The 15,702-nt window shown below is 70.9% G+C and carries 13 protein-coding genes; 7 read left to right on the top strand and 6 right to left on the bottom strand.

The window, feature by feature from the left end; translation table 11 throughout:
• Positions 1-123 precede the first annotated feature (123 nt).
• The 3 genes from FNH24_RS10700 to FNH24_RS10710 form a co-directional block, all read right to left on the bottom strand.
• Entirely contained in the window at positions 124-654 is a 531-nt protein-coding gene (locus FNH24_RS10700; protein ID WP_152362162.1) for a DUF6886 family protein, read from the bottom strand.
• An 81-nt stretch (positions 655-735) separates the two neighbouring features.
• On the bottom strand, positions 736-2,382 hold the full coding sequence (locus FNH24_RS10705; protein WP_152362163.1) for a DUF6297 family protein: 1,647 nt from the start codon (positions 2,380-2,382) through the stop codon (positions 736-738).
• A 5-nt stretch (positions 2,383-2,387) separates the two neighbouring features.
• On the bottom strand, positions 2,388-3,032 hold the full coding sequence (locus FNH24_RS10710; RefSeq protein WP_152362164.1) for an ABC transporter ATP-binding protein: 645 nt from the start codon (positions 3,030-3,032) through the stop codon (positions 2,388-2,390).
• 66 nt (positions 3,033-3,098) lie between these two features.
• Between FNH24_RS10710 and FNH24_RS10715 the strand changes: the two genes are divergently transcribed.
• Genes FNH24_RS10715 through FNH24_RS10725 form a run of 3 tightly spaced genes read left to right on the top strand, consistent with a single transcriptional unit; the run spans position 3,099 to position 5,994 of the window.
• Entirely contained in the window at positions 3,099-3,428 is a 330-nt protein-coding gene (locus FNH24_RS10715) for a hypothetical protein (RefSeq protein WP_152362165.1), read from the top strand.
• A 60-nt stretch (positions 3,429-3,488) separates the two neighbouring features.
• The gene (locus tag FNH24_RS10720; protein ID WP_152362166.1) at positions 3,489-4,190 is read left to right on the top strand and encodes a demethylmenaquinone methyltransferase; all 702 of its coding nucleotides are present in this window, start codon (positions 3,489-3,491) and stop codon (positions 4,188-4,190) included.
• Positions 4,191-4,200: 10 nt separating this feature from the next.
• Positions 4,201-5,994, top strand: a complete 1,794-nt coding sequence (locus tag FNH24_RS10725) for a TM0106 family RecB-like putative nuclease (protein WP_152362167.1) — start codon at positions 4,201-4,203, stop codon at positions 5,992-5,994.
• Between the two features lie 481 nt (positions 5,995-6,475).
• On the opposite strand, the gene menD is transcribed toward FNH24_RS10725, so the two are convergent.
• Together menD and FNH24_RS10735 are read right to left on the bottom strand one after the other, a co-directional pair.
• The gene (gene menD, locus FNH24_RS10730) at positions 6,476-8,104 is read right to left on the bottom strand and encodes a 2-succinyl-5-enolpyruvyl-6-hydroxy-3-cyclohexene-1-carboxylic-acid synthase (RefSeq protein ID WP_152362168.1); all 1,629 of its coding nucleotides are present in this window, start codon (positions 8,102-8,104) and stop codon (positions 6,476-6,478) included.
• Complete coding sequence (locus FNH24_RS10735; RefSeq protein ID WP_246186835.1) at positions 8,104-9,054, bottom strand: o-succinylbenzoate synthase; 951 nt, start codon at positions 9,052-9,054, stop codon at positions 8,104-8,106. The genes menD and FNH24_RS10735 overlap by 1 nt, the downstream gene beginning before the upstream one ends.
• 162 nt (positions 9,055-9,216) lie before the next feature.
• On the opposite strand from FNH24_RS10735, the gene FNH24_RS10740 reads away from it, so the two are divergent.
• The 3 genes from FNH24_RS10740 to FNH24_RS10750 all read left to right on the top strand — a co-directional run bounded on the left by FNH24_RS10740 (position 9,217) and on the right by FNH24_RS10750 (position 13,959).
• Positions 9,217-10,626 (top strand): alkaline phosphatase PhoX, encoded by a 1,410-nt coding sequence (locus tag FNH24_RS10740; protein WP_246186836.1) that lies wholly within the window; start codon positions 9,217-9,219, stop codon positions 10,624-10,626.
• 492 nt (positions 10,627-11,118) lie between these two features.
• Positions 11,119-12,237, top strand: a complete 1,119-nt coding sequence (locus tag FNH24_RS10745) for an AMP-binding protein (protein WP_152362285.1) — start codon at positions 11,119-11,121, stop codon at positions 12,235-12,237.
• A gap of 825 nt (positions 12,238-13,062) precedes the next feature.
• Positions 13,063-13,959 carry a 1,4-dihydroxy-2-naphthoate polyprenyltransferase gene (locus FNH24_RS10750; protein WP_246186837.1) on the top strand — a complete coding sequence of 299 codons (897 nt, stop codon included), beginning with the start codon at positions 13,063-13,065 and terminating at the stop codon, positions 13,957-13,959.
• A gap of 30 nt (positions 13,960-13,989) precedes the next feature.
• Here the strand turns inward: FNH24_RS10750 and FNH24_RS10755 are convergent, their stop codons facing one another.
• Positions 13,990-14,562 (bottom strand): TetR/AcrR family transcriptional regulator, encoded by a 573-nt coding sequence (locus FNH24_RS10755; protein WP_152362169.1) that lies wholly within the window; start codon positions 14,560-14,562, stop codon positions 13,990-13,992.
• A gap of 114 nt (positions 14,563-14,676) precedes the next feature.
• On the opposite strand from FNH24_RS10755, the gene FNH24_RS10760 reads away from it, so the two are divergent.
• A complete protein-coding gene (locus FNH24_RS10760) occupies positions 14,677-15,624 on the top strand; it encodes an SDR family NAD(P)-dependent oxidoreductase (RefSeq protein WP_152362170.1) in 948 nt (315 codons plus the stop codon).
• The last annotated feature ends 78 nt before the right edge of the window (positions 15,625-15,702 follow it).

Genomic DNA, 15,702 nt, shown 5'->3' on the forward strand with positions numbered 1-15,702 from the left:
ACTACGTGAGAATGCCGTTGTCACATTCCAACCGGTGATCAGGTCGCGCGGGAGAAAGATCACCGCAGCATCACCTCAAGGTTTCACCCACGCGGGCGCGGCGGACTTCCGAACGGATCGGTGTCAGGGCAGGGCGTTGCGCAGCCGGATGCCGCTGAAGCCCAGCGTGCTGGTGATCACGGCGGCCCAGAATTCGTGCAGCCGGGGCAGCACCCGGAGCTGGATCCCGGCCCGCTCGTGCAGGGCGAACAGGTCACCGACCGGCTCGGCCGGGCCGAGCGGGATCACCTCGTCCTCGTGCACGACGGCGGGTGGCTCGTCGGTGTCGTCGATCGGCCGGAAGCCGGCCGGATCGAAGCGGTAGACGTACAGCTCGACGGTCCGGATCGCCTCCAGCCAGCCGTACTCGATGGCGTGCACCCGGCTGCTGTCGGGGCCGAGGATCCGCTGCACCTCCGCCGGATCGCTGTCCGGCCGTGCCCAGGTCATCGCTCGCGGGCACTGCCGGGGAAACCAGTAGTCGCAGGCCCGGTGCGCCGGCACGGCCCAGACGTAGGCCCCCTTCACCTGGGCGGTCTTCGCCAGGTGCGGCGAGAACCGGGTGATCGTCGGGTCCTCGGAGAAGTGATAGACGACGTCCGCGGTGAACTCCACGCGGGCAGCGTACGGACCCGACGCCGGCGACACGCCCGTCCCGATGCCACTCGGCGATCGGCGGCGGCGTGTCTCCAGCCGTCAGCGCTTGCGCTGCTTCTGCTGCTGCGTCGCCGCCTCGCGCCTCTTCTTCTGCTCGTCCAGCATCCGCTGCTGCTCCTGCTGCTGCGCCCGCAGGGTGTCGGCATCGACCGAGATCAACAGGAACAGCGAGACGATCGCGGCGATGGCGATGGACCACAGCGGTGAACCGCCGAGCAGCATCGGGAACGTCACCAGGACGCAGATGTCGAAACCCGCGATGATCTTGGTCGTCAGCCCCGGCGGGAACGCACCGGCCTGGGTGGCGACCATCGGCGCGGCGAAGTTGACCGGCTTGGACTGGGTCCAGCGGACCGCGCCGAGCAGCCCGGCGGCACCGGTGGCCACGCCCATCAGGAACGCGTCCGACACCGGCCGCTGCGTAGCTCCCTCGCCGAAGCCGACGAAAGAAGCGGTGATCGCGATCGCCCAGATCAGCGCGATCGCGGCCGGGATGGTGATCATGGCCAGCTTGATCGACCGGGTCGGGAACGGCAGGCAGCGGGCCAGGCCGCCGGTCCGGGTCAGCACCCGCAGGCCGCCGAGCAGCGGGATCAGCGCGGCGAACAGGGCGATGCTGCCGATCACCGGCGCGATCCGGCTCAGCCCGAGCGCGTCGGCCGCGTACGGGATCGCGATCGTGGCCAGCACCACCAGCAGGGGCTGGGGGAACCGCCTCAGCCGCTGCCACTCCCGCCAGGTCAGTGCCTGCAGCCCGATTCCCTTGCCCCGCTTGGGTTTGACGTGGCCGATCTCGACGGCGCGCTGCTCCACCACGATGTCGCGGACCAGGCCGACGTCGAGGGCGAAGAAGGCACCGGAGATGCCGCCGGCCAGGGCGCCGCCGCTGACCAGCCGGGCCCGCCGGATCCCGCGCAGCCGAGCGGCGGCCAGGATGAGGCTGATCACGAAGATCACCACCCCGGCGGCCAGCACGGCCAGCGCGATCTCGAAGGATCGGTCCGGGCCGAGATCGATCGACAGCCAGTTGGCGGCGACCGCGATCACGCCGCCCAGGGCCGCCACCCCGATCCAGGCGAACAGGTAGGCGAAGATCCGCACCGGGACCCGCCGCTCCACGCCCTGTTCGGCCGCTGCGAAGGCGACCCCGGCGGCCGAGGCGATCCCGGTCGCGCCGGCCCAGGCGAGCACCGCCGTCAAGCCGGAACCGGTCAGCGCCGACACGAGGGCACCGGTCGCGATGCCGCCGATCAGCGCGATCACCAGCGCCGACACCAGCCGTGAGCTGAGCAGCCGGCGCCGGTCGACCGGGCCGTCCAACAGCCAGAAACCCTCGGCCGCCGAGGCCAGCACCGGGCCGAACAGCCGGCTCGCGGTCAGCGCCACCGCGACCGTCAACGCCAGCGATCCCCAGGGCAGCACGGCCCGGGCCGACAGACAGGAGGCGCTGGAGCACTGCGCGACCACCTGCTGGGCGCTGATGATCACGTTGACGATCATGGCGCCGACCATGACCAGGCCGAGGATCGCGATATAGGCGTCGTGCAGCGCCTCACCCAGCTTCTTGGTGGCCCGGCCGGTCCGCCAGTCCTTGATCATCAGCTTCAGCTCGCGCGGCGAGGCGGGCTGGAGGTCCGGCATCACGTAAGGCGTGAAGTCGTCGTCGGAGTCCATGGCCTTGTCCATCGAGCTCATCCGCGATTGATCCCCAGCTCGACCACCCGGGTCGCGACCGTCTCGACCAGCGACGGCTCGTGGCTCGCGAACACGATCGCCAGTCCCTTCTTCCGCTCGGACTTCAGCCGCTCCGCGAGCCATTTGACGCCTTCCGTGTCCAACCGCTGTTCCGGCTCGTCCATGATCAACAACTTCCGCGGCCGGATGAACGCGGTGGCCAGTGCCAGTCGGCGCCGCTGGCCCGAGGACAGGGTGCCGGGCAGCTGCCCGGACTGCGGCACCAGTTGCACCTCCTCCAGCACCTCGTCCACCACCGTCTCGGTGTCCTCGATGCCGTGCGCCCGGGCCAGCAGGTCGAGGTGCTCGACCACGCTGAGGTCGGGGAAGAAGTCGAGGTCGTCGATCACGGTCGCGACGTCGCGCCGGATCTGCGGCGAGGTCTCCGACATCGGGTTGCCGTCCACCTCGATGGTGCCCTCGTCCGGCTTGTCCGCGCCGACCAGGCAGCGCAGCAGGGTCGACTTGCCGGAGCCGTTCCGGCCGGTCAGAGCGATCGCCTCACCACTGTGCACCTCGATGCTGAACTTCTCCAAGATCGTGATCGGGCCGTAGGCGCGCTTCAGCCCGGAGACCTTGAGCACGGTGGGTCGCTTTGCCATGGCCCGATTCTGGCGCACCCCGCCGGGGCGACGACGCCGCCCTCGTCTTGGCGCGCGTCGCGGCCCTTGTCGTACGTCCGCGAACCGACTCCCACCACCCCACCACCGACCGGGAAGCCGGCCGACGGGAGCGATCTCGGCGCCTGCCGCGACGGCAACTGCCACGTCCGGGTCGAGTCCGGCGACCGGATCAAGGTCAAGGGCTGTTCGGCCATCCGGGTCGTCGACATCAGCAGGGACGGGATCACGCTGCAGCAGTCCTCGCCCGGCGGTGGCCGGTTCACCGCCACGGTCTCCGTCGGCGGACGGATCCAGTTCGGCAAGCTCGAGTTCGTGCCCGCCGTGGTCGGCCCCGGCGACACCGCCAACGTGCTGATGCGGCTCGCGAAATCCTGACCGATGCCCCGACCGGCGGGTGCGGTCGTCGGTGTCGGTGCCGGGTGGCAGGCTGGGCGCATGTCCGAACACCCTGCGCGGGCGACCCTGGCGAAGCGACGTGCCGACGTGGCCTCGATGTTTGACCGGGTCGCGGCCCGGTACGACTTCGTCAACGACGTGATCTCCCTCGGCCAGGACCGGGCCTGGCGCCGCGAGGTGGTGGCGGCGGTCGATCCCCGGCCGGGGATGCGGATCCTCGACCTGGCGGCCGGCACCGGCACCTCGAGCCAGCCGTTCGCCGACGCCGGGGCCCGGGTGTTCCCGACCGATCTGTCGCTGGGCATGCTGGCCGTCGGCAAGGAGCGGCTGCCCGGCCTCGACTTCGTCGCCGGTGACGCCCTGCAGTTGCCGTACGCGGACGACGTCTTCGACGCGGTCACCATCTCGTTCGGGCTGCGCAACGTCGAGCACACCGTCGCCGCCCTGGCCGAGTTGCGGCGGGTGACCCGGCCCGGCGGGCAGCTGGTGATCTGCGAGTTCTCCACCCCGACGGTGGCCTGGTTCCGGATCGTCTACCGCAACTATCTGCTTGCCGCCCTGCCGACGATGGCCGATCTCTTCGCCAGCAACCCGGTCGCCTACCGCTATCTGGCCGAATCGATCCTGGACTGGCCCGATCAGCCCGGTCTGGCCGATCTGATCGCCGAGGCCGGCTGGTCCGACGTCGAGTGGCGCAACCTCAGCAGCGGCATCGTCGCGCTGCATCGGGCCCGTGCCTGAGGTGACGCCCATGAGCGAGATCCTGCTCGGGTCGTACGCGGCGCGAAGCTGTGCCGTGAAGACTCACAATGCCTTCGACGCAACGGTTTCCCAGGTCGAGTCCGAGCCGGACGACTCGCTGGCCGAGCTGTTCGACGGCGGGCTGACCTATCAGCATCAGGTGCTGGACCGGCTGCTCGCCGCCTGCTCCGAGACGGTGCTCGACCTGCGGGCGCTCGATGATCATCCCGGCCGGATCCGGACCGGCGCCTGTGCCGAGGCGGTCGCCGCCGGCTTCCCGGTGATCATGGGGCCGACGCTGCCGCCGGACGCCGAGGGTCATCGGCTGGGCAGCCCGGATCTGCTGGTCCGTGGTGCCGACCGAGCCGATGGCCGGCCGGGCTACCATCCGGTCGAGGTCAAGTGGCACAAGATCATCGAGCGGCATCGCCCCCGCCGGGCCCGGCCCCAAGATCAGCAGCCGGAGCAGCGACCGACGGAGCCGCCTCCCGAGCTGCCACTGACGGAATTGATCAATCCCGGCCCGCAGCACCGCGAGCTGATCACCGGGTTGGGGTTGCGGGTCGGCAACCGGGAGGCCGACTTCCTCCAGCTGGCGCACTACTGGCGGATGCTGGAGCGGCTCGGTTGGGCCGCCGACGAGCCGGTCGTCGCGGTGATCGGGACCGATGGTCATCCGCTGCCCGAGCGGGACGGCCCGGTGCTGGCCTGGCTCCGGCTGGACCGGCCGGTGGTCCGGACCTTCTCCCGGAGCCGGCCCGAGCGCTGGCGGCTGCGCACCCTGCTTGAGCGGTACGACCACGAGTTCGACTTCCGCGTCGCCGTCGCCGAGACCGCCGCCCGGCGGACCGGGGCGGCCGGCGACCCAGCGCCGCTGGTGCAGCCGATCGTGGTCGACGAGTGCGCCCGCTGCCAGTGGTGGCAGACCTGCCTGCCTCAGCTGCACACGGACGACGTCAGCCTGCGGGTGGACAAGGGCCGGCTCGACGTGCGGGAGATCTCGACCCTGCGCCGGAACAAGATCTTCACCATCACCGATCTGGTCGACGCCGACCTGGAGGCGCTGCTCGAGGTCTACCTGCCCGAGGTGCAGCATCGCGCCGGCGCCGAGAGCCGGCTGCGGACGGCGGCCCGGCGGGCCCGGATGATCGTCCATGACATCGTCCTGGAGCGGGTCACCGAGGGCGCGATCGACCTGCCGCCGGCCGAGCTGGAGATCGACTTCGACATCGAGACCACCGCCGGCGGTCTGGTCTATCTCTGGGGGTTCCTGATCATCGACGGCGGCCGGCCGCGTTATCGCGCCTTCTCCACCTTCGCCGACCTTGATCACGAAGCGGAGTCCGAACTCGCCGTCGAGGCCCTCGGCTGGCTGCGACAGGTCGTCGAGTCGGCGGGCTCGGTGTTGATCTATCACTACAGCGGCTTCGAGCTGGCCGCCATCGAGCGGCTGGCCAAGGCCCACCCGGATCCGGCATTGGAGTGGGCCCGTGACCTGGCCCGGACCGCTCCGGAGCAGGTCCGCGATGACCGGGTCGGCTTCGTCGACCTGCTCGAGACCGTGAAGGAGCACTATTTCGGCGCCGATGGCCTCGGCCTCAAGGTGGTCGCCCGGGCCGGCGCCGGCTTCGCCTGGCGCGACGACGATCCCGGCGGCCTCAACTCCCAGCTCTGGTTCGCCGAAGCGATCTCCGGCGAGTCCCCCGCCCAACGCGACGCCGCCCGCCAGCGGGTCCTCGACTACAACGAGGACGACGTCCGCGCCACCGCCGCCGTCCGCACCTGGCTCCGCACCCAGTCGTGAGTCCGACCAATGATCTTGGATCGGTCGGGTAGCAAGTCTTCGTTCCCTGAGCCTGTCGAAGCATGTCCTGAGCCTGTCGAAGGGGGCACACCTGGTGCCGCTTCCTCGGTTCGGCCTATCGACCAAAAGACGCACCAAAGGGGCGGGCGGGGGACGGCGGTGGGTAGGTGTTGCCCGCCGGGTGCCGGTCTCGGCCGGGTCAGGGGTCGATGGTGGCGTCGTGATCGTGCCGCCAGGGTTCACTGAGGTCGGCGCACACGTCGAGTGGACTGCTTGGCCGCCGGTTTCGGCCCGGGGTTGGCCATTCAGCCGCTTCCGACGCCGGCTTCGCGCCCTTTTTGTACGGCTTCGCCCCACCTTTAACGGTCGCGAAGCACGAGTAAAGGGCGCGGAGTCTCCTGGCTTGCCCCCTTCGACAGGCTCAGGGAACGAACAGAGAGGGCCATCTCCTCGCTTCCATTCACAGGATCGAGCAGAAAATTCAGAGACTGGTGGCGAGTTCGGTGAGCTGGCGGTCCAGGGTGCGGCGGTGGCGGCGGTCGATCACGGCCTCGACCACCTCGACGCCGATCGGCGGCTCGGCCAGCACCTCGGTCATCTCGGCCGCGTCGATCACCCGGCGGAAGCCGGCGCCGACGCCGCCGGCCAGTTGCTCCAGGTCGATCTGCTGTGAGGTCCCGAAGATCCGCTCGAACGCCCGCAGGTGGGACGGTGCCCCGTATTCGAGGGTGGCGAAGATGCTGCCGCCGTTGTCGTTGGCGACGATCACCCGCAGGTCGGGTCGCGGCTCGTCCGGCCCGATCAGCAACCCGCCGAGATCATGCAGGAAGGTGAGATCTCCGACCAGCGCGTGGGTCGGCCGGCCGGTGGCCAGCGCGATGCCGGCCACGGTCGAGTTCGAGCCGTCGATGCCGGCCAGGCCGCGGTTCGCGTACACCGTCGGCGGATCGGTGGTGATCGGAGCCAGGTCGAGATCCCGGACCGGGTTGGACGATCCGGCAAACAGGGTGTCCGATCCACCGAGGCCGGTCCAGACCGCCCCGGCCAGTCGCGGGCCGGTGAAGTCGGCGTCCTCGATCAGTCGCCGGTCGATCAACTCCCGGAGCCGCCGATCATGATCACGCCAGCGCTGCAGCCAGTCCGGATCGCCGGGCTCCGGAGCCACGGCCGGGGCCACGACGGCGGCACCGATCCCGGCATCGTCCCAACGTGCGTGCGGCGTCACCGCGATCAGTTCCACGTCGTCGCGGGCCAGCAGCCGGCTCACCGGCCGGGACAGCGTGGGGTGTCCGACCACGATCACCCGCTCGATCTCGTCGGACAGCTCGGTGGCCAGCAACAGCCGGTAGAGCCCGATCGCGTTCGGGCCGCGGCGGGCGTTACTGGACGGCTCGCCCAGCAGCGGCAGGTGGGCCTGCTCGGCCAGGGCGGCGGCCGCCAGTCCCGAAGCCGGATCGGTGTCGCCGACCATGATCACCGTCTGCGGTCCGGCCGGCAGCGACACCGGATCGGTCGGCCGACGGAGCGGTTCGATCACCACCGGCGGGCGGGTGTTGATCGCCACCGGAGTCGGCGTCAGCGGCTCACTGAACGCAATGTTCAGTTGCACCGGACCGGGGTCGGCCGTCCGTTCGCCGACGGCGGCGATCACCAGTCGGGCGGTGTGATACTGCCAGTGTCGTACGTCTCCGCGATGATCATCGAACTGGGCCGTGGCTCGGACGTGATCACCGAACACACCGCGCTGCTCGGTGGTCTGGTTGGCCCCGGTGCCGATCAGATAGGCCGGTCGGTCGGCGGTGACCATGATCAACGGCAGCCGACTGTGCGACGCCTCGAGCACCGCCGGATGCAGGTTGGCCACCGCGGTGCCCGACGTGGTGATCACCGCGACCGGTTCGCCGCTGGCCTTGGCCAGACCGAGCGCGGTGAACCCGGCACTGCGTTCGTCGGTCCGGATGTGCAGCCGGAGCAGGTCGATCCGGTCCGCCTCGAAGATCTCGTACGCCAGCGGAGCGCTCCGGGAGCCGGGGGCGACGACGACCTCGCGCACCCCGCGGGAGATCAACTCCTCGATCACGGTCCGGGCGCACTGGCTGGCGTCCGGCATCAGGTTCCGATCAACGCGCGGGTCTGCATGAGCCGAGCCTGCCAGAACCGCTGCTCGTCGGCCCCGGCGGCGAGCCGTTCCAGCCGATCCGGTGCCGGTTCGAGACCGGACACGTCGAGCCAACCGCCGGCGGCGATCAGCGGCCGGTCGACCAGGTCGTCGTGCAGCAGCGGCACCGTGTTCAGCCCGCAGGCGTACGGCAGCTCGGGCAGCGCCGCGGCCAGGGCCAGCCCGGCCCGGATCCCGACCGAGGTCTCCAGCGCGCTGGACACCACCACCGGCAGCCCGATCCGGTCCGCGATCTGCAGTGCGGCCCGGACCCCGCCGAGCGGCTGCACCTTGAGCACCGCGATGTCCGCCGCCGCCAACTCGGCCACCCGGTACGGATCCTCGGCCCGCCGGATCGACTCGTCCGCCGCGATCAGGATCCCCGACCCGCGCAGCCGCCGGCGCAGCTCGGCCAGCTCTTCGACCGTCCGGCACGGCTGCTCGGCGTACTCCAGTTCGTGCTCGTCCAACTGCCGCAGCGCGGTTTCGGCGGCCTCGACCGACCAGCCACCGTTGGCATCGACCCGGATCCGCCCGGCCGGGCCCAGGGTCGCCCGGACCGCGGCGACCCGGGCCAGGTCGTCGGCCAGGGTCTGGCCGGGCTCGGCCACCTTGATCTTGGCGGTCCGACAGCCCGAGCCGGCCGCGAGCTCGGCCGCCTGCTCCGGCCCGACCGCCGGCACGGTGGCGTTGACCTCGACCCGGTCCCGGACCGGCTCGGGCCAGCCCTGCTCGGCGGCTTCGTCCGCGGCTCGCAGCCAGGGCACCAGCTCGGCGCCGTCGTAATCGAGAAACGGGCTCCACTCGCCCCACCCTGCCGGCCCGCGCCAGACCATCCCGTACCGCGTGGTGATGCCGCGGAACCGCGTCCGCATCGGGATCCGGTAGGTGATCGGCTGCACCGGCCCAGTCTCACCCACCCAAGGCTTCCCTCGGTCGGCAGGGATCCGTTCACCAGTGTTCGATCAGGCTTCGGCCGACGTTCCTGGTCCGGCACCAAGATCATTTCTAGCGTTGGTCGGAGCCACCGGAGTCGACCGGACCAAGCAGACGGGGAGCGCGCCATGAGTGACGCCGAAATGATCACCGACAGCACCGACGAGGCGAAGTCCGGCACCGGCCGGCGACAATTCCTGACCGGCGGTCTGGCGGCCGCCGCCGGATTGGCCGCGCTCGGTCCGCTCGAGGCGCTGGGCGCCCGGACCGCCGGTGCGGCGCCGCTGAAGAAGCACCGGGTCGGGCCCGACTACGGTCCGCTGCAGCCGGTCAAGGACCACACGACCGGGCTGGCGCTGCTCCGGCTGCCGAAGGGATTCGAGTACCTGACGTACGGCTGGACCGGCGACGAACTGACCGACGGCCGGTCGACACCCGCCGCGCACGACGGGATGGCGGCCTTCCACCGGCGCGACGACAAGATCACCATCGTCCGCAACCACGAGGTCGGGTCGTTCAGCGGCGCCTTCACCGAGCCGAACTACAACCCGCAGGCCGGCGGCGGCACCACCAACCTCGTCTTCAACCCGAAGACCGGCGAGTTCACCGAGGCGTGGGGCAGCCTGTCCGGCACGATCCGCAACTGCGCCGGCGGTCCCACCCCGGCCGGCAGCTGGCTGACCTGCGAGGAGACCACGGTGGTCGGCCCGGACGGCACCCGGCACGGGTACGTCTTCGAGGTGCCGCACCACAAGCCCGGCGACCCGACGCCGATCAAGGGCATGGGGCGCTTCAGTCACGAGGCCGTCGCGGTGCATCCGCGGACCGGCGTCGTCTATCTGACCGAGGACGACACCCCGTCCGGCCTCTACCGCTATCTGCCCAAGCGGCGTCATGATCTTGCTGCCGGCGGCCGGCTGCAGATGATGGTGATCGAGACCGAGGACGGCTCCTCCTACAGCACGTACGAGGATCCGACCGGCACCGAGTACCGGACCTCCTGGGTCGACATCCCCAACCCCGACTTCGCCCCCGGCGAGCAACGGCCGGCGTTGCAGGGCCAGGCGCTCGGCGCCGCCGTCTTCACCCGGCTGGAGGGTGCCTGGTGGGGCAACGACCGGATCTACGTCGTCTCCACCAGCGGCGGCACGGTCGGCCAGGGCCAGGTCTTCGAATACGACCCGGCCGCGGAACGGATGCGGGTGCTGTTCGCCTCCCCGGACGCCGCCGTGCTCAACAATCCCGACAACATCTGCGTCAGTCCGCGCGGCGGCATCGTGCTCTGCGAGGACGGCAGCGGCGTCGAGTTTCTGCACGGTCTCACCACCGACGGCGAGATCTTCCCGTTCGCCCTGAACGACGTGGTGATTCCCGAGTCCGGAGTGCCCGGCAAGTCGGTCGAGCCCGGCGACTACCGCGGCTCGGAGTGGTGCGGCTCGACGTTCGATCCGCGAAAGGGCGACTGGCTGTTCGCCAACATCCAGAGCCCCGGCATCACCTTCGCGATCACCGGCCCCTGGCAGGACGGCTCACTCTGATCACCCGCCCGGAGCAAGATCATCCGGCCCTTCGACAGGCTCAGGGAACGAACACCCAGAGCTGGCCGGTCCCAACGATCACAGCCCAGCGAAAGACGAAAGACGCGCTGAGGACGGCGGGGTTGAGCAGGGTTCAAGCCTCCCCTGCCGGCCGCCAGATGGTGACCGGCACCGACCCCGACAGAACAGCCAGGCTCGCTTGCCGATCTGCTGCGTTCTGCTCAGCCCGCCCGTCCTTGGCGCGTCTTTCCCTCCATAGGATCAACGCTGCCGAAGCGGTGGCGCACCCCTTGGCGACACCGGCGACCGCGCCAGCGGTGGATCCAGGCTGAGCCTGTCGAAGGGAGAGCCCGGTCAAATCCGCACCCATCAAGCCGGTCAATCGTGCCGCGACTACCCGGCCGAACTGACCGATATCCCGCGGAATCGACGCCCGGTTGACCCGACCGGTTCAGCGCCGGATCCCGGTTTGCCAGACTGAGCGCCGTGCAGATGACGGAGCCGACGGTTGCGACGCTCACGCCGGCGCTCGCCGCGGCCCTGGCCGGCGGCGAGCCGGTCGCGCCGCTGCCGTTGGATCCTGCCGAGCGTCGGGCGGCGATGGAGATGCTCCGACCGGCCGAGCCGCTCGAGGCCGACGACACCGCCGTGGTCATCTCCACCTCCGGCTCCACCGGCCGGCCGAAGGGCGTGCTGCTGTCGGCCGCCGCCCTGGTGGCCTCGGCCGAGGCGACTCACGCCCGGCTCGGCGGCCCGGGCCGGTGGACTCTCGCGCTGCCCGGTCACTATGTCGCCGGCCTGATGGTGATCGTCCGCGGCTTGGTCGCCGATCTTCCGGTACGCGAGGTGCGGGGCGATCTCGCCGACCTCAGCCGACCGACCGGACCCGGCCCGCACTACCTGGCCCTGGTCCCGGCCCAGCTGGCCCGGGCCCTGCACGCCCCCGACCGGGCCCGGGCCCTGGCCGGCTACGACACGGTCCTGCTCGGCGGAGCACCGGCCGCGCCGGCTCTGCTGAACTCCGCGGCGACCGCCGGCGTGCGGGTCGTCCGCACCTACGGGATGAGCGAGACCTGCGGCGGCTGCGTCTACGACGGCGAACCGCTGCCCGGGGTCTCGATCAAGCTGCGACCGGATGATCACCGGATCTCGATCACCGGACCGATGATCTTTTCCGGCTACCGGCTGCGACCGGAGCTGACCGCCGAGACCCTACGGATCGACGGCCCGGACCTGACCATGATCACCGCCGACCGCGGTGCCTGGGCCGATCACCGACTGACCGTGCTGGGCCGGGTGGACGACGTCGTGATCACCGGCGGGATCAACGTCGATCTGGCCGAGCTGGAACGCCTGGCCCGCGCGACCCCCACCGCGGCCGACGCCGAGCTGGTGATCATTGGCATCCCGGACTCGACCTGGGGCACCGTGATCGTCGCCGTCGCCGACCGCCCGATCGGCCTGGACCAGCTCCGCGCCGATCTGGCCGGAACCCTGCCCGAGCAAGGACTCCCCCGCCGCCTCATCCACCTGCCGGAGCTCCCCCGCACCAGCAGCGGCAAGGTCAACCGCCAACGGCTCATCGAAGCGGCCGGCAACGACCAGCCCTGACCCGATCACGCAAGAACCCCTCATCAACTGGCCACTGCGGCCAGCGAGATCGCAACTGCCCTGACCCAGCGGTTCCGTGCCCGGACGCTCCGAGCACGCCCCTTCCGCGAGCCGGCCCGGCACCGAGCCGTCAAGACCATGACGCCCGCACCACCCGCCCGGCCGGCCGCCCCTAGCCCCACAGCCCCGAGATCCCACCCGTCCGATCCCGGACGTTTCTCCACCGGGGTCGACTTCCGCACCCCCAAGCCAGCCCCCCGCCCGGACGTTTCTCCACCAGGGTCGACTTCCGCACCCCAAACCACCCCCGCCCGAACGTTTCTCCACCAGGGTCGACTTCCGCACCCCAAACCACCCCCGCCCGGACGTTTGTCGACCGGGGTCTGGATTCCGCGCCCCCAAGCCAGCCCCCGCCCGAACGTTTCTCCACCAGGGTCGACTTCCGCACCCCCAAGCCAGCCCCCCGCCCGAACGTTTCTCCACCAGGGTCGACTTCCGCGCCCCCAAAGCCAGCCCTGCCCGAACGTTTCTCGACCAGGGTCGACTTCCGGCCCGCGCCGTACTTCGCTCCGACCCCGTTGACGGCCCGACGACGGAACCCTCCGACCCCGACGCGCCAAGGGGCCGCCCCAGCCGTCCTCCTCCCTGCCTCACTTTCCTGGGACCTGACCACGGGCCTTCCTGCGCCCCAACACCGGAAGGTCGCCGCGCCCAGGCAGCAGAAGGTCCCGAGGTACGTCGAGCGCACCCGGATCCTGATCACCCGCAGACCGACGTCGAAGACCCCGGAGCCGGCCCGGCCGCGAACGATGGCACGATCGTGGCGTGACCGAGGACGTGAGCACGGCGACTCCGCGACAGTGGCTGGCCGGAGCGCGGCCGCAGACCCTACCCGCGGCGATCACTCCGGTCATCGTCGGATCGGCGCTGGCCCACGCGGACGGCGGGTTCGCCCTGGTGCCGGCAGTGCTGGCCCTGGTGGTGGCCCTCGCCCTGCAGGTCGGGGTCAACTACGCGAACGACTATTCGGACGGGATCCGCGGCACGGACAAGGATCGGGTCGGGCCGCTGCGGCTGGTCGGCTCGGGGCTGGCCCGCCCGAAGGACGTCCGGGCCGCGGCGTTCGTCAGCTTCGCCCTGGCCGCCGTCGCCGGCCTCGTGCTGGTGATCATCTCCCAGCAGTGGTGGCTGATCGCGGTGGGCGTCGCGTCGATCCTGGCCGCCTGGTTCTACACGGGCGGCAAGAAACCGTACGGCTATCTCGGCCTGGGCGAGGTGTTCGTGTTCGTCTTCTTCGGCCTGGTCGCGGTCTGCGGGACGACGCTGGTCCAGCTCGGCCGGATCAGCCTGCTGTCGGTGATCGGCGCGGTCGGCGTCGGTTGCTGGACGACCGCGATCCTCGTCGCCAACAACCTGCGCGACATCAACGGCGACACCACCGCCGGCAAGGTGACGCTGGCGGTCCGGATCGGCGACCGGGCGACCCGCTGGCTCTATCTGATCTTGGTCGCGGTCGCCGTCGCGGCCCTGGTCGCCGTCTCGGCATTGACCACCTGGTGGGGATTGCTGGCCCTGGTCGGCCCGCTCTTGATCATCCCGTCGGTGCGCTCGGTGCTCCGCGGCGCCGTCGGCCGGGACCTGATCTCCGTGCTGAAGGCGACCGGCCGGTTCGAGGTGCTGGCCGCCCTCGGCCTGGCGATCGGAATGATCATCGGCGCCTGACCGCAGTCGGATGATCTTGGTCCGGTCGGGTCAGCCGCCGGATCGATATCGCAGCCCGTCCATCAGGAGGTCGAGCAGCCGCGCCGCCTGCTCCCGCTGCTCGGGTTCGGACGCGACCAGCGAGACTCCGCCGATGCCGGTCAGCACGTCCTCCGCCGAAACGTCGGCCCGCACGATCCCGGCCTCGACGCTGGCCCGGAGCAGGGTGCCGATCGCCGTGAGCAGCCGGTCCCGGCTGTGCGCGTACGGATTCCCGCCCGAGGCGATGATCGCGCGCAGGGTGTCGGACATGCCGCGCTTGGCCGTCATGTAGTCGACGAAGCGGTCCATCCAGGCCCGCAGTGCGACATCCGCCGGCTGCTCCGCCAACAACTCGTCGGCGGCGTCGCAGAGCCGGTCGAGCTCGTGCCGATAGGTCGCTTCGACCAGCGCCTCACGGGTCGGGAAGTGGCGATACAGGGTGCCGATGCCAACCCCGGCGTCCTTGGCCACCGCCTCCAGCGTCACGTCCTGCCCGTCCCGGGCGAACGCGTGGCCGGCGGCATCGAGCAGCCGGTCGCGGTTACGCCGTGCGTCGGCGCGGAGTGGTCGGTCCTCGGGCACGGCCCCATCCTTTCTCGTCCCACGATCGTTTGATAATCGGAGGCACCTCCGGTTAATCTCGAAGAAGTACCGGAGGATCCTCCGGTTTCATCGTACGTGGAATGGATGGAACCCATGACCGACACCACCTCCCTGCTCAGCACCCCGTTCGGCGCCCAGTCCACCGCGGCCGACGTGATCGCCGGCGTCGACCTGGCCGGCCGGCGCGCGATCGTCACCGGCGGCGCCTCCGGCATCGGCATCGAGACCGCCCGGGCCCTGGCCGGCGCGGGGGCCGAGGTGACCCTCGCCGTACGCGACACCGAGGCCGGCGAGCGCATCGCCCGGGATCTCGCCGCGGCCACCGGCAACGAGCAGCTGCGAGTCGCCCGGCTCGACCTGGCCGACCAGGCTTCGGTGGCCGCCTTCACCGCCGCCTGGCAGGGCCCGCTGCACCTGTTGATCAACAACGCCGGGGTGATGGCGTCCCCGCTCGGCCGCACCGCAGAGGGCTGGGAGCTGCAGTTCGCCACCAATCACCTGGGCCACTTCGCCCTGGCCACCGGCCTGCACGACGCGCTGGCCGCGGCCGGCGGCGCCCGGGTCGTCTCGGTCAGTTCCTCGGCCCATCTGCGCTCGCCGGTCGTGTTCGACGACGTCCATTTCGAGCGCCGCGAGTACGAGCCCTGGGCGGCGTACGGCCAGTCCAAGACGGCCAACGTCCTGTTCGCGGTCGAGGCCGACCGGCGCTGGGCGACCGACGGCATCCGGGTCAACGCCCTGATGCCGGGCGGCATCCGGACCAACCTGCAGCGCTACGTCAGCGACGAAGAGCTGGAACGACTCCGGTTGGCCGCCGGCACCGAGGCCCCCACCTGGAAGACCCCGGAGCAGGGTGCGGCGACGACCGTCCTGCTCGCCGCCTCGCCGTTGCTCGCCGGGATCGGCGGTCGCTACTTCGAGGACTGCAACGAGGCCGCCCCCAACCAGCCGGGCAGCCGTGCCGGCGTGGCTCCGTACGCCCTCGACCCCGACGCCGCCCGCCGACTCTGGCAGGTCTCCGAAGCCACCCTCACCGCCTGACCCCCCTCCTGCCGACTTGTCAGAACTGGGTTGTGCCAGAGGGCTACTCAGTTCTGACAAGTCGGTGTTCGGGGCTCC

The organism is Microlunatus speluncae, from assembly GCF_009299835.1.
Lineage (GTDB): Bacteria > Actinomycetota > Actinomycetes > Propionibacteriales > Propionibacteriaceae > Microlunatus > Microlunatus speluncae.

Bases quoted from the DNA above. Each gene is read 5' to 3' on its own strand.
- FNH24_RS10705 (WP_152362163.1), bottom strand. From the start codon at position 2,382: ATGGACAAGGCCATGGACTCCGACGACGACTTCACGCCTTACGTGATG.
- FNH24_RS10710 (WP_152362164.1), bottom strand. From the start codon at position 3,032: ATGGCAAAGCGACCCACCGTGCTCAAGGTCTCCGGGCTGAAGCGCGCC.
- FNH24_RS10720 (WP_152362166.1), top strand. From the start codon at position 3,489: ATGTCCGAACACCCTGCGCGGGCGACCCTGGCGAAGCGACGTGCCGAC.
- FNH24_RS10725 (WP_152362167.1), top strand. From the start codon at position 4,201: ATGAGCGAGATCCTGCTCGGGTCGTACGCGGCGCGAAGCTGTGCCGTG.
- menD (WP_152362168.1), bottom strand. From the start codon at position 8,104: ATGCCGGACGCCAGCCAGTGCGCCCGGACCGTGATCGAGGAGTTGATC.
- FNH24_RS10740 (WP_246186836.1), top strand. From the start codon at position 9,217: ATGAGTGACGCCGAAATGATCACCGACAGCACCGACGAGGCGAAGTCC.
- FNH24_RS10745 (WP_152362285.1), top strand. From the start codon at position 11,119: ATGACGGAGCCGACGGTTGCGACGCTCACGCCGGCGCTCGCCGCGGCC.
- FNH24_RS10760 (WP_152362170.1), top strand. From the start codon at position 14,677: ATGACCGACACCACCTCCCTGCTCAGCACCCCGTTCGGCGCCCAGTCC.